The sequence below is a fragment of the Gemmatimonadota bacterium genome (genome assembly GCA_041390125.1).
GTDB lineage: Bacteria > Gemmatimonadota > Gemmatimonadetes > Longimicrobiales > Gaopeijiaceae > JAGQIF01.
This window is the reverse complement of record JAWKQN010000005.1, coordinates 179,036-202,870: the sequence shown is the minus strand read 5'-3', so window position 1 is coordinate 202,870 and position 23,835 is coordinate 179,036. Positions and strand designations below refer to the sequence as shown.

General features: G+C 70.5%; 18 protein-coding genes and 1 tRNA gene. 8 read left to right on the top strand and 11 right to left on the bottom strand.

Annotated elements, in window-relative coordinates; genetic code table 11:
- Positions 1-124: 124 nt before the first annotated feature.
- The 8 genes from R3E98_05755 to R3E98_05720 all read left to right on the top strand — a co-directional run bounded on the left by R3E98_05755 (position 125) and on the right by R3E98_05720 (position 8,812).
- Complete coding sequence (locus R3E98_05755) at positions 125-1,678, top strand: trypsin-like peptidase domain-containing protein (GenBank protein MEZ4422892.1); 1,554 nt, start codon at positions 125-127, stop codon at positions 1,676-1,678.
- Positions 1,679-1,781: 103 nt separating this feature from the next.
- Positions 1,782-1,863 (top strand) — tRNA-Leu (locus tag R3E98_05750).
- A gap of 40 nt (positions 1,864-1,903) precedes the next feature.
- On the top strand, positions 1,904-3,163 hold the full coding sequence (gene tig, locus R3E98_05745; GenBank protein ID MEZ4422891.1) for a trigger factor: 1,260 nt from the start codon (positions 1,904-1,906) through the stop codon (positions 3,161-3,163).
- Positions 3,164-3,170: 7 nt separating this feature from the next.
- The gene (locus R3E98_05740; protein MEZ4422890.1) at positions 3,171-3,815 is read left to right on the top strand and encodes an ATP-dependent Clp protease proteolytic subunit; all 645 of its coding nucleotides are present in this window, start codon (positions 3,171-3,173) and stop codon (positions 3,813-3,815) included.
- A 22-nt stretch (positions 3,816-3,837) separates the two neighbouring features.
- Positions 3,838-5,082, top strand: a complete 1,245-nt coding sequence (clpX, locus tag R3E98_05735) for an ATP-dependent Clp protease ATP-binding subunit ClpX (GenBank protein ID MEZ4422889.1) — start codon at positions 3,838-3,840, stop codon at positions 5,080-5,082.
- Positions 5,083-5,181: 99 nt separating this feature from the next.
- A complete protein-coding gene (gene lon / locus R3E98_05730) occupies positions 5,182-7,581 on the top strand; it encodes an endopeptidase La (GenBank protein MEZ4422888.1) in 2,400 nt (799 codons plus the stop codon).
- Complete coding sequence (gene yihA, locus R3E98_05725) at positions 7,578-8,180, top strand: ribosome biogenesis GTP-binding protein YihA/YsxC (protein ID MEZ4422887.1); 603 nt, start codon at positions 7,578-7,580, stop codon at positions 8,178-8,180. Before lon ends, yihA begins: the two co-directional genes overlap by 4 nt.
- A complete protein-coding gene (locus R3E98_05720) occupies positions 8,177-8,812 on the top strand; it encodes a hypothetical protein (protein ID MEZ4422886.1) in 636 nt (211 codons plus the stop codon). Before yihA ends, R3E98_05720 begins: the two co-directional genes overlap by 4 nt.
- A gap of 222 nt (positions 8,813-9,034) precedes the next feature.
- On the opposite strand, the gene R3E98_05715 is transcribed toward R3E98_05720, so the two are convergent.
- The 11 genes from R3E98_05715 to R3E98_05665 all read right to left on the bottom strand — a co-directional run bounded on the left by R3E98_05715 (position 9,035) and on the right by R3E98_05665 (position 23,829).
- Positions 9,035-10,549 (bottom strand): sigma 54-interacting transcriptional regulator, encoded by a 1,515-nt coding sequence (locus R3E98_05715; protein MEZ4422885.1) that lies wholly within the window; start codon positions 10,547-10,549, stop codon positions 9,035-9,037.
- On the bottom strand, positions 10,546-11,049 hold the full coding sequence (locus tag R3E98_05710) for a MogA/MoaB family molybdenum cofactor biosynthesis protein (protein MEZ4422884.1): 504 nt from the start codon (positions 11,047-11,049) through the stop codon (positions 10,546-10,548). Before R3E98_05710 ends, R3E98_05715 begins: the two co-directional genes overlap by 4 nt.
- Positions 11,046-12,146 carry a glycine cleavage system aminomethyltransferase GcvT gene (gcvT, locus tag R3E98_05705; GenBank protein ID MEZ4422883.1) on the bottom strand — a complete coding sequence of 367 codons (1,101 nt, stop codon included), beginning with the start codon at positions 12,144-12,146 and terminating at the stop codon, positions 11,046-11,048. The genes R3E98_05710 and gcvT overlap by 4 nt, the downstream gene beginning before the upstream one ends.
- A gap of 42 nt (positions 12,147-12,188) precedes the next feature.
- Positions 12,189-13,601, bottom strand: coding sequence for an ATP-dependent protease ATPase subunit HslU (gene hslU, locus R3E98_05700; protein MEZ4422882.1), 1,413 nt, complete (start codon positions 13,599-13,601; stop codon positions 12,189-12,191).
- A 77-nt stretch (positions 13,602-13,678) separates the two neighbouring features.
- A complete protein-coding gene (hslV, locus tag R3E98_05695; protein MEZ4422881.1) occupies positions 13,679-14,221 on the bottom strand; it encodes an ATP-dependent protease subunit HslV in 543 nt (180 codons plus the stop codon).
- 108 nt (positions 14,222-14,329) lie between these two features.
- Positions 14,330-15,268 (bottom strand): tyrosine recombinase XerC, encoded by a 939-nt coding sequence (locus tag R3E98_05690; protein ID MEZ4422880.1) that lies wholly within the window; start codon positions 15,266-15,268, stop codon positions 14,330-14,332.
- Positions 15,255-16,598: a methylenetetrahydrofolate--tRNA-(uracil(54)-C(5))-methyltransferase (FADH(2)-oxidizing) TrmFO gene (gene trmFO / locus R3E98_05685; GenBank protein MEZ4422879.1), complete on the bottom strand. Its 1,344-nt coding sequence runs from the start codon at positions 16,596-16,598 to the stop codon at positions 15,255-15,257. Before trmFO ends, R3E98_05690 begins: the two co-directional genes overlap by 14 nt.
- Positions 16,595-19,201 carry a type I DNA topoisomerase gene (gene topA, locus R3E98_05680; protein ID MEZ4422878.1) on the bottom strand — a complete coding sequence of 869 codons (2,607 nt, stop codon included), beginning with the start codon at positions 19,199-19,201 and terminating at the stop codon, positions 16,595-16,597. Before topA ends, trmFO begins: the two co-directional genes overlap by 4 nt.
- On the bottom strand, positions 19,198-19,725 hold the full coding sequence (locus R3E98_05675) for a shikimate kinase (protein MEZ4422877.1): 528 nt from the start codon (positions 19,723-19,725) through the stop codon (positions 19,198-19,200). The genes topA and R3E98_05675 overlap by 4 nt, the downstream gene beginning before the upstream one ends.
- A complete protein-coding gene (aroC, locus tag R3E98_05670) occupies positions 19,722-20,957 on the bottom strand; it encodes a chorismate synthase (GenBank protein MEZ4422876.1) in 1,236 nt (411 codons plus the stop codon). The genes R3E98_05675 and aroC overlap by 4 nt, the downstream gene beginning before the upstream one ends.
- A gap of 127 nt (positions 20,958-21,084) precedes the next feature.
- Complete coding sequence (locus R3E98_05665; protein ID MEZ4422875.1) at positions 21,085-23,829, bottom strand: hypothetical protein; 2,745 nt, start codon at positions 23,827-23,829, stop codon at positions 21,085-21,087.
- Between the last annotated feature and the right edge of the window lie 6 nt (positions 23,830-23,835).

The window sequence follows — 23,835 nt, the reverse complement described above, 5'->3', positions numbered from 1 at the left end:
GGTCGGGGGAGGTCCGGGACCGGACCGTCCTTCGCCCCCCCGGGGTACGCCAGACAACGACCACACCGCTCGGTGGCCGACCCGCTCTCCCGGGTCCCGGCCACCGACGTCGAAGGAGGAACCCATGTTCGATCCGCTCCGGGCCAAGACCAAGGTCGTGCTGTATACGACGCTGGCATTCCTCTTCGGCCTGGGATTGGCCTCGAGCCTGGACTGGACCACCCCGTCCCATGCCGCGCCCACCTTCGCCACGACGGCCCAGGTCAGCGACGCCGAGGTCCGTCCGGCCCTGGACCTGAGCGAGGCCTTCATCCGCGTCGCGGAGCAGGTCACGCCGGCGGTGGTCCGCATCGACATCTCACGCCCCGTGCAGGCGTCGTCGCAGCGCATCCCGGAGCCGTTCCGGCCGTTCTTCCGCGACCCCGAAGGCGGCGGCGGGGACGCCCCGGATCGCCAGTTCGGGGGCGGGAGCGGATTCCTGATCTCGGCCGACGGCTACATCATGACCAACAACCACGTCGTGGCGGACGCGGACGAGATCAACGTGCGCTTCCTCGACGGACGCGTGCAGAGCGCCACGCTGGTGGGCGCCGATCCGACCACCGACGTGGCCGTGATCCGGGTGGACGGCTCCAGCTATCCCTTCCTCGCCTTCGGCAGCTCCGACGAGGTGCGGGTGGGCGAGTGGGTGCTCGCCGTCGGGAATCCCGGGTTCGGCGGCGGGAACACCCTGGACTACACCGTGACGGCGGGGATCGTCAGCGCCAAGGGCCGGCCCCTGCAGCTCCTCCAGAACGAGCTCCAGAACGATCCGCGCTACAACCAGGACGGCCAGGGGAGCTGGGCCATCGAGGACTTCATCCAGACCGACGCGGTCATCAACCCCGGCAATTCGGGCGGACCGATGGTCGACCTGCGCGGACAGGTGGTCGGCATCAACTCGGCCATCGCCAGCCGCACGGGCTACTACCAGGGCTACGGCTTCGCCGTCCCCATCGACCTGGCCCGGCGGGTGGCCGAGGACCTCATCGAGTACGGCACCATCCGTCGGCCCTGGATCGGCATCAGCATGCAGTCGGTGGACCAGGTCGTCGCGGACGGCCTCGGGCTGCCGCGCGTCTCGGGCGCCCGGGTGACCGACGTCCGTTCGGGTGGACCCGCGGCCCGGGCCGGCCTGCGCAGCGAAGACGTCATCACCAAGCTGGACGGGACGGATATCGCGCAGCCGGGACAGCTCCAGAACCTGATCGCCCGTCACCGGCCCGGCGACGAGGTCGAGCTCGAATACTACCGCGCCGGCGAGCGGCGGCAGGTGGATGTGCGCCTCGGCGAGGCGCCCATCAACGACGTGACCGAGCCCGTGGCGGCGGTCGTCTCCGAGGCCGCCGACACCCGCATCGGCATCCGGGTCCAGGAGCTGAACCGGGAGCTGGCGGAGGAGATGGGCTACGAGGAGACGGGCGGAGTGGTCATCACCGAGGTCGAGCGCTATTCGGCCGCGTGGCGTCGCTCGCTCCCCGTGGGCTGGAAGGTGCTGGAGATCAACGGGCAGGCCACCCGGACCCAGGAGGACGTGCGCCGCGCGCTCGGTGCCGCCGAGCCCGGGGCGGTCGTGAACCTGACCCTGCAGCGCCCCACCGGCGAGACGCAGCGGTTCTACGTCCGCGTGCCCAGCTGACGCCGTTCCTGCGGTGGATCCGGTCCCGCGGCGTGCCTCCCGGGTGGGGGCACGCCGCGTTCCGTTGAACCCCCTTCCCCGGGGGGATTATGTTTCGGGGCTCGCGAAAGTGGCGGAACTGGTAGACGCGCGAGACTTAGGATCTCGTGGCTCCGGCCGTGGGGGTTCGAGTCCCCCCTTTCGCATCGACTCCCCCCAGCCCACTCCCGGCCCGAGAACGCACGGATGAGCCTCCAAGGGGCAGAACTGTCCATCGATGTCCAGGCCCTCGAGGCCTGGCGCCGCCGCCTCACGGTCACCGTCCCCGCCAATGCGGTCGACGGGGAACGGGCGCAGGCCCTCAAGCAGCTGTCGGGGCGGATGCGGCTTCCGGGCTTCCGGAAGGGCCGGATCCCCGCGGCGGTCCTCGAGAAGCGCTTCGGTCCCTCCGTGGAGCGGGAGGTCCTGGACCGGGTGGTCCGGGCCGCCTACCAGGAAGCCATCCAGCGGGAGGACCTGCACCCGATCAGCGAAGGCGAGATCGACACCCTGGACTACGAGCCCGGGCGGGATCTGGCCTTCACCATCTCCTTCGACATCCGTCCGGTGGTCGAGGTGGAGCGCACGGGCGGCTTCGTGGTCCAGCGGCCGGCGGCGGAGGTGGCCGAGGCGGACGTCGAGGCGGTGCTGGAGCGCCTGCGTCACCAGAACGGGGCCTGGGCCCCGGCCGAGGGGCGGCCCGAGAACAACGACCTCGTCCATGTCGAGGTGACGAACCTGGGCGAGGAGGCCGGCGAGCCCCAGCCCTACGAGTTCGTGCTCGGTCAAGGGGAGGCGATCCCCGACGTGGAGGACGCCATCCGCACCCTGGAGACGGGCGGTCAGGGCGAATTCACCATCACCTTCCCGGACGACTTCCCCAACGAGGCCCGCCGCGGCCAGCAGGAGCAGGTGCGGGTGGCCCTCCAGGGACGCAAGGTGCTGGAGCTGCCCGCGCTGGACGACGACTTCGCCCGCAGCGTCGGGGATTTCGACGGCGTGGAGGCGCTGACCGCCCGGGTCCGGGAGGACCTGGAGAAGGAGGCGGGCGATCGTGCCGAGAATCAGGTGAGGCACCTGCTCATGCAGCAGGTGGCCGAGGCCAACCCCCTGGAGGTGCCGTCCTCCATGGTCGATCGGTACATCGAGGGAGCTCTCGGATCCGTGAAGGGTGCGGACCCGGAGCGGTTGGGCGAGATCCGCGAGCGACTGCGCCCGGAGGCCGAGGCGGCCGTCAAGCGCATCCTGCTCCTTGAGCGGATCGCCGAGGTCGAACAGCTTTCGGCCACGGAGGAAGACATCGACGCGCGCATCGAGGAGATCGCCGCCCGCAGTGGCACAAGCCCTGCTGAGGTGTATGGACGGCTGCAGAAGGCCGGGCGGATCGAGTCGCTCGAGCGAGAGATCACCGAAGAGAAGGTCTTCGAGTTCCTGAAAGGGCGCTCGGAGATCGTGGACCCGGCCTGAGACCGAAATGGCTATCTATCCGCCCTACGTCATCGAGCGCACCAGCCGCGGCGAGCGCTCGTACGACATCTTCAGCCGCCTCCTCATGGACCGCATCGTGTTCCTGGGGTCCGGCATCGACGACAACGTCGCGAACGTGATCATCGCGCAGCTCCTGTTCCTGGACGCCGACGATCCCGAGCGCGACATCTACCTCTACATCAACTCGCCGGGCGGCAGCGTCTATGCCGGCCTGGCGATCTACGACACCATCCAGCACCTGCGCGCACCCGTCTCCACGTACTGCGTGGGGATGGCGGCGTCGATGGGGGCGGTGCTCGTGGCTGCCGGCGCCAAGGGCAAGCGGGCCGCGCTGCCGAACTCCCGCATCATGATCCACCAACCCTCCGGTGGCTCGCAGGGAACGGCGGCCGACATCGAGATCGCGGCCCGGGAGATCCTGGAGGCCCGTCAGCGCCTCAACCGGATCCTGGCGAAGCACACCGGGCAGACGCCCGAGCAGATCGCGGAGGACATCGACCGCGATCGCTTCATGAGCCCGGAGGAGGCCTTGGCCTACGGGCTGATCGACCGCGTGCTCACTGCACGTGACAACGGAACCAAGCCCGCCAGCACCTTGATGGTGGACGACGGCCCCTCGGGCGGATCCTGAGCGGTCAAGGACATACCGACCGATGACGACCGACTCGCACCTGCGTTGCAGCTTCTGCGGCAAGTCCAAGGAGAGCGTCAAGAAGTTCATCTCCGGACCCAACGTCTACATCTGCAACGAGTGCATCTCCCTCTGCAACGAGATCCTCGCGGAGGAGGAAGAGCGCGAAGCACAGGAATCGGTCGTCGCCAGCCCGACGCCGGCGGAGATCAAGGCGGTGCTCGACCAGTACGTGATCGGCCAGAACGCCGCCAAGCGTGCCCTCTCGGTCGCCGTCTACAACCACTACAAGCGCATCAACCATCAGGGAGTGCTGGACGACGTCGAGATCGACAAGGCCAACATCCTGTTGATCGGGCCCACGGGCGTCGGCAAGACGCTGCTCGCCCAGACCCTGGCTCGCATGCTCCAGGTCCCCTTCACCATCGCGGACGCCACGACGCTGACCGAGGCGGGCTATGTCGGCGAGGACGTGGAGAACATCCTGGTGCGTCTGCTGCAGGCCGCGGACTTCAACGTCCAGGACTGCGAGCGCGGCATCGTCTATATCGACGAGATCGACAAGATCGCCCGCAAGTCGGAGAATCCCTCGATCACCCGTGACGTCTCCGGCGAGGGCGTGCAGCAGGCCCTCCTCAAGATCCTGGAAGGCACGGTGGCTTCGGTTCCGCCCCAGGGCGGTCGCAAGCATCCCCAGCAGGAATACATCCAGGTCGACACCCGCAACATCCTCTTCATCTGTGGCGGTGCCTTCGACGGGCTGGACGAGATCGTGGAGCGCCGCATCGGTCGCCGACGGGTGGGCTACGCGGACGGCGAGGCGGCCAAGGCCCGCGACATCGACCGCTCCGACCTCTTCGCGCACGTGGAGCCGGAGGACCTGACCCGCTACGGCTTGATCCCCGAGCTGGTCGGTCGCCTGCCGGTGGCGGTGCACCTGGAGTCGCTGGACGAATCCGCCCTGGTGCAGATCCTCCAGGAGCCGAAGAACGCCCTGGTGAAGCAGTACACCAAGATGCTCGAGCTCGAAGGCATCGGGCTGACGTTCGACCCCGGCGCCCTGCGCGCCATCGCCCGTCAGGCCCTCGAGCGCGGGACCGGTGCGCGCGGGCTGCGCTCCGTGATCGAGAACCTGATGCGCGACCTGATGTTCGACCTCCCGTCCCGCAGCGACGTCCGCGAGATCGTCATCACGCCCGAGAGCGTCGAAGATCGCGTGCAGCCCCTCCTGGTCCTCCACCGCGAGAACCGCAAGCGGGAAGCCTGACCGGAGTGCGTCGCCGACTTTCGGACGGCGCCTCCATCGTCTAGCATTGGGGGTCGGGACGCCCGTCCCGTACGGCCCTCCCTCTGCACCGCGCACGGCATGCCGATCCTCGAGCGCGTCGACGACCGCTTCGACATCCCGTCCGAGCTGCCCGTGGTCGCCCTGCGCGACCTGGTCTTCTTCCCGTACATGGTGTTGCCCCTCCTGATCGGGCGTCCCGCGTCCGTGGCCGCTCTCGAAGAGGCCGAACGCACGGGTGGACTCCTGCTGCTGCTCACCCAGCGCGACGCCCGCATGGACGAGCCCATGGAGGCCGATCTCTGGAAGCGGGGGACGGTGGCCCGACCGCTCCAGGTGGCGCGGCTCCCGGACGGCACCGCCCGCGTGGTGCTGGAGGGGCTGGGACGGGCGGAAGCGACGCTCCTCACGCACGGGCCGCGCGGGTTCCGCGCCCGGGTGAACGTGCTGGAGCCGTCGCGCGAGACGGAGTCCGACGTCGACGCCCGCGCGCTGGTGGACGAGGTGCGGGCCCTGTTCGAGCAGTACGCAGCGCAGAACCCACGGCTACCGGCCGAGCTCAAGGAGACCCTGGCCGAGGTGCGTGATCGCTCCCGGCTCGGGGCGCTGATCGCGGCCCATCTGCTCCTGCCCGCCGCCGAGAAGCAGCCCCTGCTCGCCGCGGTGGGCCTGCGCGCCCAGTTCGAGCTGATCCGCGATCTGCTGGGTCGGGAGTTGGAGATCGCGCGGATCGAGGCGCGCCTCGACGCGCAGATCCAGGACCAGATGGAGTCCGAGCGCAAGCAGTACTACCTGCAGGAGCAGCTCAAGGCCATCCAACACGAGATGGGGGACGAGGGCGACGAGTGGAGCGAGCTCGAGGCGCGCATCGCCTCCGCGCCCCTTCCGGCCGCCGCGCGCGAGCGCGCGGAGCGGGAGCTCCGGCGGCTCGTGCGCCTGAACGCGACGGCTCCCGAGGCCTCCGTCATCCGGACGTACCTGGACTGGATCCTGGGCCTTCCCTGGGAGCACCGCACCGAGGACCGCCTGGACGTGGCCCACGCGGCCACGCTGCTGGATGAGGCCCACTTCGGCCTCGCCGAGGTCAAGGAGCGCATCCTGGATCACGTGGCCGTCCTGTCCCTGGTGGGTCAGCTGCGCGGCCCCATCCTGTGTCTGGTCGGGCCCCCCGGCGTCGGCAAGACCTCGCTGGGGCGCAGCATCGCGAGCGCGATCGGCCGCGAGTTCGTCCGGGTGAGCCTGGGTGGCGTGCGCGACGAAGCGGAGATCCGGGGTCATCGACGGACCTACGTGGGCGCGCTCCCCGGCCGGATCGTACAGGGGATGCGGCGGAGCGGCTCCCGCAATCCGGTGTTCCTCCTGGACGAGGTGGACAAGCTCGCGCGGGACTTCCATGGCGATCCCGGTGCGGCGCTGCTGGAGGTCCTCGATCCCGAGCAGAACCGGACGTTCACGGACCACTACCTCGAGCTCGAGTTCGATCTCTCCGAGGTGTTGTTCGTCGCGACCGCCAACACGCTCCAGGACATCCCCGAACCGCTGCGCGACCGGATGGAGGTCATCCGCATCCCGGGGTACCTGGATCCGGAGAAGAAGGCCATCGCGCGCTCCTTCATCTGGCCCCGGCAGGCCCGCCGTCACGGGCTCGACCCCGCTCGGCATCCCCTCGACGACGGGGTGCTGGATCGCATCCTGGACCGGTATACGCGCGAGGCCGGCGTGCGGGAGCTGGACCAGCGCCTGTCCCGGGTGGCGCGCAAGCTGGCGCGCCAGGTGGCGACCGGAGCGCAGGCTGCGCCGCTCCTGGCCGACGACGTGGGCTCGGTTCTGGGTCCCCCGCCCTACCCCCGCCCCGAGCGCGAGGACGGGCTGGACCGCATGGGCATCGCCAACGGGCTGGCCTGGACCGCCGCCGGCGGCGAGGTCCTCGACGTCGAGGTGGCCGTGGTGCCGGGGACGGGGCACATCCAGCTCACGGGGACGCTGGGCGACGTCATGAAGGAGTCGGCGGCGGCGGCCATGACGTACGCGCGCTCCCGGGCACCGCTGCTCGGCCTGGACGAGCGCTTCTATCAGGGATTGGACATCCACATCCACCTGCCCGAGGGAGCCACCCCGAAGGATGGGCCCTCGGCCGGGATCACGATCGCCGTGGCGCTCATCTCCGCGCTCACCGGAACCCCGACGCGCGCGGACGTGGCGCTGACGGGCGAGATCACGCTCCGCGGCCGGGTGCTCGGCGTGGGCGGCATCAAGGAGAAGGCGGTCGCCGCGCTGCGCGGCGGGGTGCGCACCATGATCCTCCCGCGGGCCAACGCACCGGACCTGGAGATGCTCCCGCCGGAGGTCCGCGGCGGCCTGGAGTTCCTGGCAGTGGCCACCATGGACGAAGTCCTCGACGCCGCGTTGCTGCACCGCCCGCTGCGCACCCGCCCTCCCCTCCGCGACGGCACCGAGCTGGGCGCCCAGTTCTCCCAGTGATCATCCGCTCCGTGGAGTTCGTCACGTCGGTGGCCGATCCGGCCACCCCCCCACCGTCGGACCTGCCGCAGATCGCCTTCTCCGGGCGCTCCAACGTGGGGAAGTCGTCGTTGATCAACACGATGCTGGGCCGCACCCGCACACGGGTCGCCCACGTGTCGGCCACGCCCGGCAAGACGCAGACGCTGAACTTCTTCCGCGTCAACGACGCGTTCCTGCTCGTGGACCTGCCGGGGTACGGCTACGCCAAGGTGCCCCGCACGCAGCGCGAAGGGTGGGCCGCCTTGATCGACGGCTACCTGCGCGCGGAGTGGGCGCCTCGAGGGATCGTGCAGCTGATCGACATCCGACACGACCCCACGCGCGACGACCTGGCGATGATCGAGCGCCTGGGGGCCCTGGGCCTGCCGACGCTCATCGTCCTCACCAAGTCGGACAAGGTGGGAAAGGAGCGGCGCGCGCAGGCCACCGCGGAGGTGGCGGCGCGCCTGGGGGTGGACCCCGGCCAGGTCCTCCCCTTCTCGGCGCGGACCGGCGAGGGGAAGGAGGCCCTGCTGGAGGCCGTCGAAGCCCTCCTGGGTGGCGGGGAGGGCGTGTGACGCGCGTCCCGCGCTGGCTGGGCGCTGCGGCGCTGGCGACCGTCGTGGGCGCCTGCACCGCCTCCGCCAACGGGTTGCCCCCGACGGGCGGCGGGGCGGTCGCGCCGGTGCCGCCGGGCCTGGGCAGCCTGCGCCAGGACGAGATCACGCTCGATCTCCAGCACGAGGCGCTCCTGATCAAGGTGACGCCGCTGGACGAATCGATCATCCGTCTGACCGCTCCGGATACCTACCAGCGGCTCTCCTCCCTTGCCCGGTCCCGACGCGCCGAGCTGGACGAGCGTGCGCTCCAGGACTCGCTCCACGTCTTCCTGGTCTCGTTCTTCTCGTACCAGCCCGACGTCCCGTTCCAGCCCGAGGACCTCAACCTCCTGAGCCTCGGTCTCCGCTTCCGACCGCAGGCGATCGTGCCGATCACGCCCGGATGGGACCTGCAGCGTCTGCGGCAGCAGGAGACGCAGATGGCCCTCTACGCCTTTGATCAGCGCGTCGATCTGGAGTCGGACCTGGACGTGGAGTACCGGAACGCGCTCCAGACGGGCTGGGACCGCATCCTGGCGCGCGTGGAAGCGGAACGGGCGCGGGTACGGGCGCGCGCGGCGCGACGCTACGACGGGCCGCCGCCCTCGTAGGGGCCACGCATCCCGTCCGCGCGTCGGCGCAGGGGTCGGTGCATCCCGTCGGCGCGTCGGCGCAGAGGTCGGTGCATCCCGTCCGCGCGTCGGCGCAGGGGTCGGTGCATCCCGTCCGCGCGTCGTGGCAGGGGTCGGCCCGGGCCGGACGCGGGTCGGCGCAGAAGTCGGTGCGGGCGGGACGCCCGTGGCTCGAAGCGGGGCGGACGACGCCGCCGCGCCTCAGGGCTCGAGCTCGTACTTCTGCAGCTTCCGGTAGAGCGTGCGCTCGCCGATCCCCAGCTCGCGCGCGGCCCGGCGACGATTCCCCCCGTGCTGCGCCAGCGCCGCCGTGATGGCCCGCCGCTCCATCTCCTCCATGGTGAGCCCGGGCCGGTAGAGGACGACCCGCTCGTCCGGCGGAGGCTCGGGCGCGGGCGCCGGTGGGGCGATCGCCACGGGTGCGGCAGGCACCCGCTCCTTCTCCTGATAGAGCTCGAACTGCCGGCGCAGGTCGTCCATGTCCATCCGCAGCTCGACCAGCGTGCGGAAGATGAACTCGAGCTCGGGCGCAGGCCGCGGGACCGGCGCCGTCTCCAGACGGGGCGCGGGCAGGTGGGCCTCCACGAGCTCCGGCTCGACGCGCCGGTACCGGATGTTGTCCGGGATGTCCTCGGGCCGGATCTCCCGTCCGGGCGCCAGCACCACCATGCTCTCGACCAGGTTGCGCAGCTCGCGGACGTTCCCCGGCCACCGATGCGCCCGCAGGATCCCCATGGCCTCCGGGGTGATCCCCACGAAGGGCCGGTCGTGGCGGGCGCTGATCTCGCTGACGAACGCACGCACCAGGAGGGGGATGTCGTCCTTCCGCTCGCGCAACGGCGGCAGCTCGATGCTGAGCACGTTGAGACGGTAGAAGAGGTCGCGGCGGAATTCGCCCAGAGCCACCAGGCGACCCAGCTCCTGGTTGGTTGCGGCCACGATGCGCACGTCCACGCGGATGGGCTTCTCGCCGCCGACGCGGATGAATTCCCGCTGCTCCAGGACGCGCAGGAGCTTGGTCTGGGTCTGGAGCGGCATCTCCCCGATCTCGTCGAGGAAGATGGTGCCTCCGTCCGCGAGCTCGAAGAAGCCGCGGCGCGAATCGATGGCGCCGGTGAAGGCGCCCTTCTCGTGGCCGAAGAGCTCGCTCTCCAGCAGCGTCTCCGGCAGCGCAGCCACGTTGACGGCGATGAAGCGTTTGTGGCGCCGGGGCGAGAGCGCGTGGATGCCGCGCGCCACCAACTCCTTGCCCGTCCCGGACTCGCCCGTCACGAGCACGGTCGAATCGACCGGGGCGATCTGCACGACGCGTTCGAGCGCCTGCTGGATCGGCGCGCTCTCCCCCACGATGCCGGTCAGCGCCTGCAGACGACGGCGGCCGATGGTGGTGCGCGCGATGACGAGCACGTCGTCCGCCGTCCAGGGCGGGACGAAGAGCTCGTCGATCCCCGACTGCTCCGCCGTCGTGCGTGCCGGTAGCGTATCCGCCTCCAGCACCGCGAAGGTGGGGATCCCCAGCGCTTGCGCCTGCTCGACCAGAGCGGCCGCGCGGTCGCCCTCGAGGCCCGTCAGGACGAGCAGCGCGGGATCGTCGACCCCCGTCACGTCCTCGTCGGGCGTCAGCAGCTCCACGGTGTAGCCGGCCTTCTGGAAGACTGGCCGCAGCTCACCCGCGACGGGCAGGCGGTGGGTGGAGAGGAGGACGGTCTCGCTCATGCTCCGGAGCCCGCTCGATGCTCGGTGTCGCCGCCGATCAGGCGGCCGGCATGATCCACGAAGCCCTCCAGGACCTCGAGCCCGTCGCGCACCCCGGCGGGGCTGCCCGGGAGGTTGACGATCAGACAGCCGCCGCGCACGCCCACGAGGCCGCGGGACAACGGCGCGTAGCGGGTCTGCTGCGCGCCCGCGCGCCGGAGCGCCTCGGCGATCCCGGCGGCGGGCCGCTCCACCACGGCCGCCGTGGCTTCGGGCGTGACGTCCCGCGGGGCGAGCCCGGTGCCGCCCGTGGTGAGGACCACCTGCACACCCGATCGGTCCGCCCACGTGAGGAGACGAGGCACGATGGCGGAGGTCTCGTCCGGCACCACCGTCTGATCCACCACCGCCCACCCGCGGGTGTCACACCAGTCCCGGAGGACCCGGCCGCTCTCGTCGGTGCGCTGGCCATGGAAGCAGCCGTCGCTGACCGTCAGGAGGGCCACGCGCACCCCGCTCACCGGCGGATGGAACCGTCCCGATAGAACGGCGGCCGTTCGACCCGGGCGCCGAAGTCACGACCGCGGATGCGGACGCCCAGCTCGGTGCCGGCCTTGGCCAGGGCCGCCGGCACGTACGCCAGGGCGATCCCTTCCCCCAAGGTCGGGCTCAACGTGCCGCTCGTGAGCGTGCCCACTTCGGCACCCTCGGACACGACGGCATATCCTGCGCGCGGGAACGCCCGCTCCGTCAGCCGCAGGCCCACCAACCGCTCGGCGGGACCTTCCGCCTTGACCCGCTCCAGCACGTCACGGGCGACGAAGTCGCCCTTGTCGAACTTCACGATCCAGGACAGGCCCCCCTCGATGGGATTGCGCGTCTCGTCCAGGTCGTTCCCGTACAGTGCGTAGCCCAGCTCCAGGCGCAGGCTGTCCCGGGAGCCGAGCCCGGCCGGCTTGAGCCCATGCTCGGCACCGACCTCCAGCAGGCGTCGCCACAGGCGCACCGCGTGCGCTTCGTCCACATACAACTCGAAGCCGTCCTCCCCGGTGTACCCGGTCCGGCTCACCGTGGCCGGGACGCCGTCCACCGTTCCCTCCGCGAAGCGGTAGTAGCCGATCGCCTCGAGATCCAGGTCGGTGAGCGGGCCCAGGATGCGCGGGGCAGCCGGCCCCTGCAGCGCCAGGAGCGCGATCTGGTCGGAGCGGTCCTCGAGGGTCACGTCGAAGGCTTCCGCCTGTTGGCGGGCCCACGCCCAGTCCTCGCTGCGTCGGGCACCGTTGACGACCAGCATCCAGTGATCCGGATACCGATAGACCAGCAGGTCGTCGATGATGCCGCCGTCCGGGCGACACATGGCGGAGTACTGCGCCTGCCCGGGCTCCAGGCGGCTGGCGTCGTTCACCGCCAGGTGTTGGATGAACGCCAGCGCATCCGGACCCCGAACGAAGAACTCGCCCATGTGCGAGACGTCGAAGAGGCCGGCCGCCTTCCGGACGGCCTCATGCTCGGCGGTGATGCCCTCCGGATACTGGACCGGCATCTCGTAGCCGGCGAAGGGGACGATCTTGCCCCCGAGGGCCTGGTGTTCCTCGAAGAGCGGCGTGCGCTTCAACACGGTGGTCTCGCTTTCCGCGCGGGGGATACTGGAACGAACCGATCAAAGGATATAGCGACGCAGATCCTCGTCCTCGACGATGTTCTGCAGCCGGAGGCGTACGAAGTCCGGGTCCACCCGCACCTCGGCGGCGCCCGATTCGGGAAGCTCGAACAGCACGTCCTCCAGCAGGGTGGTCAGCACGGTCTGGAGCCGGCGAGCGCCGATGTTCTCCATGCGCTCGTTGACCTCCATGGCGATCCGGGCGATCTCCTCGACGCCCTCGTCCGTGAAGACCAGCGATGCGCCTTCCGTCTCCACCATGGCCGCGTACTGGGTGACCAACGCGTTCTGCGGCTCCTTGAGGATCCGCACGAAGTCCTCACGGCCCAGGCTCTTGAGCTCCACCCGGATGGGGAAGCGTCCCTGCAGCTCCGGGATCAGGTCACTGGGCTTGGCGACATGGAACGCGCCCGCGGCGATGAACAGGATGTGGTCCGTGCGGATCATCCCGTACTTCGTCTGGACGTTCGAACCCTCGACGATGGGCAGCAGGTCGCGCTGCACCCCGCCGCGGCTCACGTCGGGGCCGTGGGTGCCGCGCTCGGAGGCCACCTTGTCGATCTCGTCGAGGAAGACGATCCCGCTCTCCTCCACACGGTAGAGCGCCTCGTTCACCACGTCATCCATGTCCACGAGCTTGTCGAACTCGTCCTGGAGCAGGATGCGGCGCGCCTCCGAAACGGAGACGACCCGGCGCTTCTTCCGCTTCGGGAGCATCTCCTGCAGCATCTCGGTGAAGTTGAAGTCCATGCCGCCATCGAAGCCACCCATCGGGATCATCATCCCGTCGAGAGCGGGTGTCTGCTGGACCTCCACCTCCACCTCACGGTCTTCCAACTGCCCGTCGCGCAGCAAGGTGCGCAGCTTCTCGCGCGTGCGACCCCAACGCTCGTCGACCCCTTCCTCGTCGGTGGGGCGGTGCTCCACGCCCTGCGGGCCGGCGACGAACATCTGGGGGGCGCGCCGGGCCTCTTCCTTGGCCGGCTCCTCCTCCGCGGACTTGGGCAGCAGCAGGTCGAGGATCTTCTCCTCGACGCGCGCCTCCGCCTCCTCCTGCACGTCGGCCTCGCGCTCGCCGCGTACCATGTTCACCGCGATGTCGGCCAGGTCGCGGATCATCGACTCGACGTCGCGCCCGACGTAGCCGACCTCCGTGAACTTGGACGCTTCCACCTTCACGAACGGCGCGCCGGCGAGGCGGGCCAGCCGACGCGCGATCTCCGTCTTCCCCACGCCCGTGGGACCGATGAGGATCAGGTTGTTGGGGACGATCTCCTCCCGGAGGGTCTCCTCGACCCGCTGACGGCGCCAGCGGTTCCGCAGCGCGATGGCGACCGCTTTCTTGGCGTCGCCCTGCCCCACGATGTACTTGTCCAGCTCGGCGACGATCTGCTTCGGCGTGAGCTCGTCCAGAGGCTCACCGGCATCCCCGCCGGCTTCCTCGTCGGGAACGAGATCCTGCGAAGGCTTCGTCTCCACGATATCTGTGTTCACTCCAGCTCCAGAACGCTGATCTGACGATTCGTATAGATACAGATGTCCGCGGCGATCTCGAGGGACGCCCGCGCGATCTCACCGGCCCCCAGCTCCGTGTGCGCCTTGAGCGCTCGGGCCGCGGCCAGCGCGTAGGGACCTCCCGAGCCGATGGCGATGACGTCATCGTCCGGCGAGATCACGTTGCCGTCCCCTCCGATCAGGAACAGCTCGTGGGCGCTGGCCACCACGAGCAGCGCATCGAGGCGGCGCAGGAAGCGATCCGTGCGCCAGTCCTTGGCCAGCTCGACGCAGGCCCGGGTGAGGTTGGCCGGGAAGCGATCGAGCTTCTCCTCCAGCTTCTCGAAGAGCGCGAACGCGTCGGCCACGCCGCCGGCGAAGCCGGCCAGGATCTTTCCGTCCTTGAGGGCCCGGACCTTCTGGGCCGCGACCTTGACCACCGTGTCTCCCATGGTCACCTGGCCGTCGCCGGCCATGGCCGTCCGGCCGCCCTGCCGCACCGCGATCACGGTGGTGGCCCTCAGGAAACGCTCGTCCATCTTCTCTCCGCACAAGGGGTTGGCGATCCGCGGCCGCTCCGGCTCCATCCGGCGCCGGGCAAGGTCCTACCCCCCACGCCTCCGGAGGTGCACGCTCCGGACCGGCCCTCAGGCACGCGGATGCGCCGCCCGGTGGACCTGCCGGAGCCGTTCCCGGGAGGTATGGGTGTAGATCCGGGTCGTGGACAGCGAGACGTGTCCCAGCAGCTCCTTGACCGCCAGGAGGTCGGCCCCCGCGTCCAGCAGGTGGGTGGCGAAGGAGTGCCGGAGCGAGTGCACGCTGAGCCCGGCATCGGCGGCGGCCGTGCCCAGGCGCTCGCGGACGCGCCGCTGGATGGTGCGCCGCGAGAGACGCTGGCCGCGCCGGCTCAGGAAGAGCGCCGCTCCGTCCGTCGTCGTACCGTCCAGGGCGTCCAGCCGTCGGGGCAGATAGCGGGCGAGCGCCCGGAGCGCCGAGCCCGTCACGGGTACGATGCGCTCCTTGCGACCTTTCCCACGCACCCGCACCTGGCCGCCCTTCGCATCCACGTCCCCGACGTCCATGGCCTGGAGCTCGGACAGCCGCAGACCGCTGCCGTACAGCAGCTCGAGCATGGCCAGATCCCGCGTGCCCTCGAGCGTGTTCTCCCCGGCCCGGAGGGCCGCATCCTCGAAGAGTCGCTCGATCTCGGGGCGGGACAGGTGACCCGGCAACCGGCGCTCCATCCGCGGAGAGCGGACCGTCCGGGCTGGATTGGCCGGCACCCGCTCGTCCAGGTGCAGGAAGCGGAAGAAGCTCCGCAGCGCGGACACCTGGCGCGCCACCGTGCGGCGGTCGAGGCCCGCGCGCGTGCCCGCGCCCATGAAGGAGCGGATGCGTCGACGATCGACGTCGGTCCAGCTCCAGCTCCCGGCACCCCCCGCCTCGTCCTGGAAGGCGCAGAAGGCGTCGAGATCGCGGGCGTAGGCGCTCACCGTGTGCGGGGAGAGGCGGCGCTCGTCCCGCACATGCACCAGGAACCGCTCCACGTCCCGCCGCACGGGATCGGCAGCCTCAGGCGTGCCCACCCACCGCCGCCAGGGGTGGGGCCACCCCTTCCCGGGACACCCACGCGGCGAAGTCGACCTCGGCGCGCTCGGCCAGGGCCGCCCGCCGCTCCACCTTCCCGCGCGGGGGATCGGCGAGGGGGTCGACCAGACCCCAGTTGGAATTCATCGGTTGGAAGCGGCCCGGCTCGGCGCCGTGGAGGTACCGGTACAGGGCGCCCAGCATCGTCGTGGGGGGCGGCACCACCGGCGCGCGGCCCGCGAGCATCCGATCCAGGTTGAGGCCGGCCAGGATGCCGCTCGCGGCGGATTCCGTGTACCCCTCGACACCCGTCAGCTGACCCGCGAAGACCAGGTCGGGCCGGTCCGGGAGGCCCCCGTGCGCGGAGAGGCGGGCCGGGAAGTTGAGGTAGCTGTTGCGATGGATGCTGCCCCAACGCAGGAACTCGGCGTCCGCCAGGCCGGGGATCCGCCGGAAGACGTCCGCCTGGGCGCCGATCTTCATGCGCGTCTGGAAACCGACCAGGTTCAGCATCTGTCCGGCCGCATCCTCGCGCCGGAGCTGGACCACCGCCCAGGGACGCCGCCCGGTGCGCGGGTCGGTGAGCCCGATGGGCTTCATGGGCCCGAAGCGCAGCGTGTCACGCCCGCGTTCGGCCATCACCTCGATGGGGAGGCAGCCTTCGAAGTACGGGACGCTGTCCCAGTCATGGCCGGTATGCACCTCGCCCGCGAGCAGCGCATCGATGAACGCTTCGTACTCGTCCCGCGAGAAGGGGCAGTTGAGGTAGTCGTCCGACTCCGAGAAGCGGCCGGCGCTGAAGACGATGCCTTCGTCCAGGGATTCCCGGTGCACGATGGGCGCGATGGCATCGTAGAACGCCAGCCCGTCCTCCCCCAGCCGCGCGCGGATGGATTCCGACAGGGCGTCGGACGTGAGGGGGCCGGTCGCGATGATGGTCGGTCCCTCCGGCAGGGTGCGCACCTCCTCCCGGCACACCTCGATGAGCGGCTCGGCAGCCACCGCGCCGGTCATGGCCTCGGAGAAGCGGGTCCGGTCCACGGCCAGGGCCGATCCGGCGGGCACCCGCGCCGTGCGCGCGCAGCGCAGCAGGACCGAGCCGAGGCGGTCCATCTCTCGCTTGAGCTGTCCGTGCGCGTTGGCGGGGTCTTCGCTCTTGAAGGAGTTGGTGCAGACCAACTCACCCAGCCCCTCGGTCTGGTGGGCGGGCGTGCGCACGTGCGGCCGCATCTCGAACAGCCGCACCGCCCGTCCGCGGGCGGCGAGCTGCAGCGCGGCCTCGCAGCCGGCGAGCCCACCCCCGACGACCGTGACCACGGCGCGGCTCACGTGCGGGACCGCTTCCGCCGCGCCGGAGCCTTCTTGCGCTTGGAGGCGTCCTCCAGGAGCTGCACCGCCTCGTCCATGGTGACGTCCTGCGGATCCCGGTCCTTGGCGATGGACGCGTTCAGCTTGCCATCCGAGACGTAGGGGCCGTAGCGACCCTCGAGGACCTCGACCTCCTTCCCGCTCTCGGGGTGGGCGCCGAGCGCCTTCAACACCGTCTTGCCCCGCTTGGGCTTGGTGTTGATCAGCTCCACGGCCTCCGCCAGGCCGATCTCGAAGACGCGGTCGAGCGACGGCAGATTCCGGTAGACGCGCTCGCGGTTGACGTAGGGCCCGTACCTCCCGAGGCCGGCGAGCACCTCGTGGCCGGTGTCGGGATCCGTACCCAGGGAGCGCGGAAGGGACAGCAGCTTGCGCGCGAACTCGAGCGTGACGGTCTCGGGGCCCATGCCGCGGGGGAGGCTGGCGCGCTTGGGCTTGCCGTTGTCGTCGTCCTCACCGAGCTGCAGGTAGGGCCCATAGGGGCCGATCTTCAGATAGATGGGCAGGCCGGTGCGGTCGTCGGTCCCGATGGGGTCGTCGGCCCGGGAGCGCTGTGCGAGGATCTCGGTGGCCTTCTCGGGTGTCAGCTCGTCGATCAGCACCTCGAGCGGAACGGTGGCGCGTTCGTCACTGTCCCCGCGTTGCACGAAGATGCTGCTCTTGCCGATCCGGACGAAGAGCGGATCGCCGCTCTCGGGATCGTGGCCCACCGGGATCTGCGGGTATTCGATGCGCGGCAGCTCTTCTTCGATGGAGCGCACCAGGCCGGGATCGCCGTCGTCCCCGCGGTAGAAGGCGGAGAGGAAGTCGACGGAGTCCACGTCCCCGGACGCGATCTCGTCCAGCGTGTCCTCCATGCGGGCCGTGAACGCCAGATCCACGTAGGGGCCGAAGTGCTGCCGGAGCAGACGGATCACGGCCATGCCCACGTACGTCGGGACGAGCTGACTGCCCTTCTTCACCACGTACTGCCGGTCCTGGATGGTGGACAGGGTGGGCGTGTACGTGGACGGGCGCCCGATCCCCTCCTCCTCCAGGCGACGCACGAGCGTCGCTTCCGTGTAGCGGGGCGGCGGGCGGGTCTCGTGGCCTTCGGGCTCGAGCGCGTCCAGCGGGATGCCCGAGGCCTCGTCGCCGACGGTCGCCCCCTCGGCGAGCTCCGGCAGCAGCTGATCCTCGCGCTCGGTCTCCAGTACGGCCAGGAAGCCGGGGAACCGTAGCACCGAGCCGTTGGCGCGGAAGTGGTGCACGGCGGCCGCGTCGGACCCGGCCGCCGGACGCGCCTCCAGGTCCACGGTGGTGCGGTCGATCCGGGCGTCGGCCATCTGGGACGCCACCGCGCGGCGCCACACCAGATCGTACAGGGCGAGCTGCTCCTTGGTCAGGAAGCGCGCCACCGAGTCGGGCGTGCGGGAGAGCACGGTGGGCCGGATGGCCTCGTGTGCCTCCTGGGCCGCCTTGGCCTTGGTCTGGTAGTAGCGGGGCCCGTCGTGATAGGCGTCCCCGAACCGCTTCCGGATCAGCGTGCCGGCCGCCTGGATGGCCTCGTCGCTCAGGTGGACCGAGTCGGTCCGCATGTACGTGATGAGCCCTTCGCGCTCCCCCTCCCCCAGGTCGATCCCTTCGTAGAGCGCCTGCGCCACCCGCATGGTCTGCTTGGCGCTCATGCGCAGGCGCGAGCCGGCCGCCTGCTGCAACGTCGACGTGGTGAAGGGGGCCTGCGGCCGCTGACGCGTCTCCTTGCGCTCGACGCGGGTGACGGTCCAGGGCAGCGCCTGGCGCGAGGCCTCCGCCGCGGCCTCCGCCCCGGCCTGGTCGAGCACCAGGACATCCGCGCCGTCGGCCAGGTCGCCCGTGATCGAGTCGAAGTCGCGGGAGGTGGCCAGGCGCCGGTCGCCGATCGCGGTCAACCGGGCCGTGAACGGCGTATCCCCCCCGAGGAAGCGCGCCACCACGTCCCAGTACGCGGTGCTCTTGAAGGCCTGACGCTCCTCCTCGCGCTCCACCACCAGGCGAAGCGCCGCGCTCTGCACCCGACCCGCGGACAGCTTGGTGCGGACCTTCTTCCACAGCACGGGCGACAGCTCGTAGCCGAACAGCCGGTCGAGGATGCGGCGGGCCTCCTGGGCCTGCACGAGGCGGGCGTCCACGTCGCGCGGCCGCTCCAGGGCGCGTTGGATGGCCGGGCGCGTGATCTCGTTGAACGTGATGCGGCGGACCGGGACCTCGGGCTCCAGCACCTCCAGCAGGTGCCAGGAGATGGATTCGCCCTCGCGGTCTTCGTCCGTCGCGAGGAGCAGCTCGTCCGCCTTCTGCACCAGCTTCTTCAGGTCCTTCAGGCGGGCCTGGCTCTCCTTGGGCACCACGTAGATGGGCTGGAAGTCCCCCTCGGTGTCCACCGCGAGGCGCGCCCACGACTTCTTGCGGTAGCGCGACGGGATCTCGGAAGCCGAGCTCGGCAGATCCCGGATGTGCCCATAGCTCGCCGCGACCTTGTAGTCGCGACCGAGGAACTTCTCGATGGTCTTCGCCTTCGCGGGCGACTCCACGATGACCAGCTTCACGGCGTCTCCTTCATGGTTCTCGCGATCCGCTCCGCGATCTCACGCGGCCCGGCATCGTCCGTTTCCAGGACCAGGTCCGCACGCCCGTACCACGGCGCGCGGGCCTGGATCAGCCTCTCGACGGTCCCGAACGGGTCGGGACCCGACACCAACGGGCGGGCGCGTCCTGCGTCCTCCCGCACGCGGCGGTGGGCGACGGAAGGGCCCACCCGCAGCCAGACCGTGCGCGTATCCGCATCCAGGGCCTCCCAGGCCTCGGCCTGGGCTGCCCAGCCGCCGCCGGATGCGACGACCAGGCCGTCGCGTTCCAGCAGCCGCCGCATCGTGGCCGCTTCGCGCCTGCGGAAGCCGGCTTCGCCTTCGGCGGCGAAGACGTCCGCGACGCTCTGTCCGGCCTCCCGCTCCAGCTCCGCATCCGCATCCGCGAACGCCCATCCCAGCAGGTCCGCCAGGACGGGCCCCACCGTACTCTTGCCGCTGCCCATCGATCCGATCAAGACCACCCGGCGCGGAGCCGGTCTCATCCCGCTTCCGCGTGCAGCGCCGGCCCGCCGCGGTCGCGGATCCGCTCGGCCAGGGCCTCCACATAGGTCCTGTGGTTGCGGACCAACTCGGTCATGGAGTCCCCGCCGAACTTCTCCAGCACGGCGTCCGCGAGGACGAGGGCCACCATGGCCTCCCCGATCACGGCGGCCGCCGGCACGGCGCAGACGTCACTCCGCTCCACCGCCGCATCGCGCACCGAGCCGTCCCGCAGGTCCACGCTCGGTAGCCGGGTCCGTAAGGTAGCGATCGGCTTCATGGCCGCCCGCACCACCAGCGGCTCCCCGTTGGTCATGCCCCCCTCCAACCCCCCCGCCCGGTTGGTGGCGCGTGATACCCCTCCACTCAAGCGGTTCCCGGGGGCGTTGTCCATGGCATCATGGACCCCGGACCCGGGCCGGCGTGCGTTCTCGAAGCCCGGCCCGATCTCCACGCCCTTGATGGCCTGGATGGACATCAACGCGGCCGCCAGCCGGCCGTCCAGGCGCCGGTCCCAGGCCACGTGGCTCCCCAGACCGACGGGGAGCCCCTGCACGACCACCTCGAAGATCCCGCCCAGGGTGTCCCCGTCCTCCTTCGCCCGGTCGATCGCGGCGATGATCCGCGCCTCGGCGTCGGGGTCGAGCACCCGGACCGGCGACGCATCCGCGGCGCCGTTCAGGTCGGGCGGCAGGAGCTCCGGGATCCGGGCCTCCACCCCGCCGATGGACAGGACATGGCTTCCGACCGTGACGCCCAGGTCGGACAGCAACCGCTTGGCCACGGCGCCCGCGGCCACGCGCGCGGCGGTCTCCCGGGCGCTGGCGCGCTCGAGGATGTCCCGGGCCTCGCGGCGGTCGTACTTGAGCACCCCCGCCATGTCGGCGTGGCCGGGACGCGGCAGGTGCACCGGCTTGAGGGCCTTGGGGTTCACGTCCGCCGGTGGAGGAGCCGCCCCCATCGCCGTCGACCAGTTCTCGTGGTCGCGATTCCAGACCAGGAGCGCGATGGGTGAGCCCAACGTCTCGCCCAGCCGGATGCCGGACAGCACCTGGACCCGGTCCTGTTCGATCCGCATGCGACGACCCCGACCGTAGCCCATCTGCCGGCGGGACAGCTCGGGATCGATATCGCGGTCCGCCTCCAGGCGCAGACCCGCCGGGACCCCCTCGATCAGGGCGACGAGGCCGGGCCCGTGGGACTCGCCCGCGGTGCGGAAGTGGAAAATGCTCATGACTATATAAGTAGGACGCCGGTGCGGTCCGTCCACCCCCGCCCCCTTCCGAGAGGGGACGGCAAGGGCCCGACTCCCCGAAGGGAGCCGGGCCCTGACGATGCTGGCAGCGCCGAAGATGCCTCGATCAGCGTGCCGGGTGGTTCTTCAGGATATCGCCCTTGCGGACGTCGATCACGACCACGCCACCGCCACTCGTGACCCCGTACAGCTTCAGGGCCACACAGCGATCCTCCGAGGGTCCGCCCTCGGCCGGGTACGGCACCAGGCCGGACACGTCGGCGAAGATGTCCAGCGCGTTCCCGATCAGGCGGCCCGAGCTGTTGAAGACGGGCTTCGTCTGGCACTGCAGACCCGCGTTGTCCTCCGGGAACGGCAGCGCCGCCCGCAGCGGACCCGACATCACGTCGCGGATGAAGATGCGACCCAGTCGATTGAAGTGGAATGCATCGATGATGTCGATCGTGCCCTCGCCCGTGCCGAGGAAGGCCAGGTGCGTGTCCGGGTCGTACTGCCCGGGCGACTGCAGCGTCGGGTAGTTCGCGTGCAGCGGATGCAGGGCAGCGCCGGAGCCGCCGCCGGGCAGATCCGCGACACCCTGCAGACGCAGGTCGGTGGAGAAGAAGTACGCCTGGTTGCCGCGCGCCACGCCGAGCGTGCCGTCGTTGTTGAGCCCGATCCCACGAACCTCCTCGCTCGGATTGGTCATGAGGTCGGTGACCGACACCACGTCACTGATGCGATCGGTCGAGGCCTGGTACATGATGACCCGGCCCACGGGTTGGCGTGACCCTTCACCGAAGACCACCCACCCGCGGTCGCCGGAGGCGGCCACGAACGTCGTGTCGAGGAAGGTCATGCCCGGCACGTTCCAGCGACCGGTCCCGGCCACGATGTCCGAGCCGGCGGCCGCGAGATCGGCGATGGCCTGCTGCAACGGCGCCGGGCCGCCCGTGATGACCGTGTTCGTCCCCGGAACGTGGTCCACCAGTGTGGCCAGGTCGTTCTGGATTCCGCTCGAGTCCGGGACCGACAGCGAGATCCCGATGTCGTCGATGTTCCCGATGGCCGTGAAGTCCGGGGCCTCCAGCAGGCGGGAGTGCTCGTAGAACATCACCACCTCGGTCCGGAAACCGCCCGCCGGCACGAACGCCCGTCGGATGGTGCCCAGGTCCCCGAGCAGCGAGGTCCGCGTGGAGTACAGGATGCGGCCGGTCGAATCGACGGCCATGTACTGCGGCCGATCGGAGAATCCGGGCGGCGAGGCGTCGGGCACCACGAAGACGTTGTGGCGTTCGGCACCCGTGTCGTCCAGGGCACGCTCGACGTCGAAGAAGTACACGTCGGGCGTCAGGAATCGGCGGTTGCCGTCCTCCACGTGTGCGTCGTACGGGTTGAACGGGTCGATCGGCCCGAGCCACACGTTCGACATGTTGGTGCCGCCCGAGTTCGCCACGATGAGGGTGTCCTCAGCGCGGTTCAGCGTCAGCCCCCAGGGCTCCGCGCCGACCGGGACGGGGTCCATGAACCGCTCCTCCTGGAGACGGAAGACCTCGACCTGATCCCGGTCGATGTTGCTGAGCCACAGATTGCGACGGGCCGTGTCGACCACCGCGTCCATGATCAAGCCGCCCGCCGGCAGACGCACCGTGCGCCCGGCCACGATCGAGCGCACCAGACGCTCGGCCGAAGCCTGCTGGGCCACGATCTCGCCGCTGCCGAGGCTCACGCACGCGATGCTCTGGTTGGTCGCGCTTCCGACCGCGGCGGAACAGTTGTCGTCCCCGTCGATCAGGTAGCCCACCACCTCGAACACCAGGGTGTCGGGCAGCGAGAGCGAATCGACGTTGAAGGGCGCGAAGGAGAACGTCTCCTGGACGTTGCCCGTCCGTGCCGGATCATAGGTGCGCTCACCCGAGCGGATCAGCGTGTCACCCCGCGTCGGCGAGATGGCGAACGCGGTGTAGCCGACCCGCCGGATCCCGCTGCCCTGCGGATCGTCCAAGCCGCTGACCGTCACCCGGACCGAGTCGCCGAGCTCCATCCGCGTGGGCGCGTCCAGGGCGATCTTCCCCGACGGGCGGATCGTGTCCGCCGCGGAGGAGGAGACGACCACCAGCGTGACCGGGCCGTCCACACCTTCGACGTCCAGCGTGCTCCGGGCCGCAGCTTCCAGCTGCAGCGGGCCCACGGCCGCATCCGGCACCACGAAGGACGTGTCGAACGCGATCGAGTCCTGCGGCGGATTGAACGTCCGCGTGAGTGTCTGATCGGCGGCGCCGCGTGAACGCAGCTGCACCTGCACGATGCCGTTCGGGTCGTAGGCCTCGATGCGGACGGCCAGGCCCAGACCGGAGAGGATGCGCTGCCCCTCCGTCACGTTAAGCAGCCGGACCCGGGGAGCGCCCAGGATGAGCTGCAGCGTGTCGGAGGAGGCGTTTCCGCTCCGATCGAAGGCGGTCACGATCAGCCGCGCCGTCTCGCGGGTGCTGTCCGCGGTGGGCAGCAGGTAGCGGCGCACCACGGTATCGGTGGCCTGGTCGAGCGGCACCGTCTTGGAGATGAAGCGCTCGATGATCGTGTCGGTACCGAGCGACGCGTCACCGCGGAAGGCGTAGCCCTCGAAGCGGACGGAGTCGACCCCGCCGTTGTCCTCGATCGACGCGGCGACCAGCAACGAGTCGCCGATCGGATTGGCGGCCGGATCGCGCGGCTCGACGATCTCCACGGACGGCGGATTGGCGTCCGAGCCGCCCCGCGCACCGGGCTGGAACAGGTTCTCCCCTTCGCACCCGAAGAGAACCAGCGTCGCAGCCGTCCCCAGACCGAGGCGAGCAAGGCGCCTCGGCCGCGACATCATTCTAGACATCATTGATCA

What these genes read in the sequence shown, in the direction of transcription:
- R3E98_05755 (MEZ4422892.1), top strand. Translation starts at nt 125, where the DNA reads ATGTTCGATCCGCTCCGGGCCAAGACCAAGGTCGTGCTGTATACGACG.
- R3E98_05675 (MEZ4422877.1), bottom strand. Translation starts at nt 19,725, where the DNA reads ATGAGACCGGCTCCGCGCCGGGTGGTCTTGATCGGATCGATGGGCAGC.
- tig (MEZ4422891.1), top strand. Translation starts at nt 1,904, where the DNA reads ATGAGCCTCCAAGGGGCAGAACTGTCCATCGATGTCCAGGCCCTCGAG.
- clpX (MEZ4422889.1), top strand. Translation starts at nt 3,838, where the DNA reads ATGACGACCGACTCGCACCTGCGTTGCAGCTTCTGCGGCAAGTCCAAG.
- R3E98_05740 (MEZ4422890.1), top strand. Translation starts at nt 3,171, where the DNA reads ATGGCTATCTATCCGCCCTACGTCATCGAGCGCACCAGCCGCGGCGAG.
- hslV (MEZ4422881.1), bottom strand. Translation starts at nt 14,221, where the DNA reads ATGGACGAGCGTTTCCTGAGGGCCACCACCGTGATCGCGGTGCGGCAG.
- R3E98_05715 (MEZ4422885.1), bottom strand. Translation starts at nt 10,549, where the DNA reads ATGAGCGAGACCGTCCTCCTCTCCACCCACCGCCTGCCCGTCGCGGGT.
- lon (MEZ4422888.1), top strand. Translation starts at nt 5,182, where the DNA reads ATGCCGATCCTCGAGCGCGTCGACGACCGCTTCGACATCCCGTCCGAG.
- aroC (MEZ4422876.1), bottom strand. Translation starts at nt 20,957, where the DNA reads ATGAGCATTTTCCACTTCCGCACCGCGGGCGAGTCCCACGGGCCCGGC.
- R3E98_05665 (MEZ4422875.1), bottom strand. Translation starts at nt 23,829, where the DNA reads ATGATGTCTAGAATGATGTCGCGGCCGAGGCGCCTTGCTCGCCTCGGT.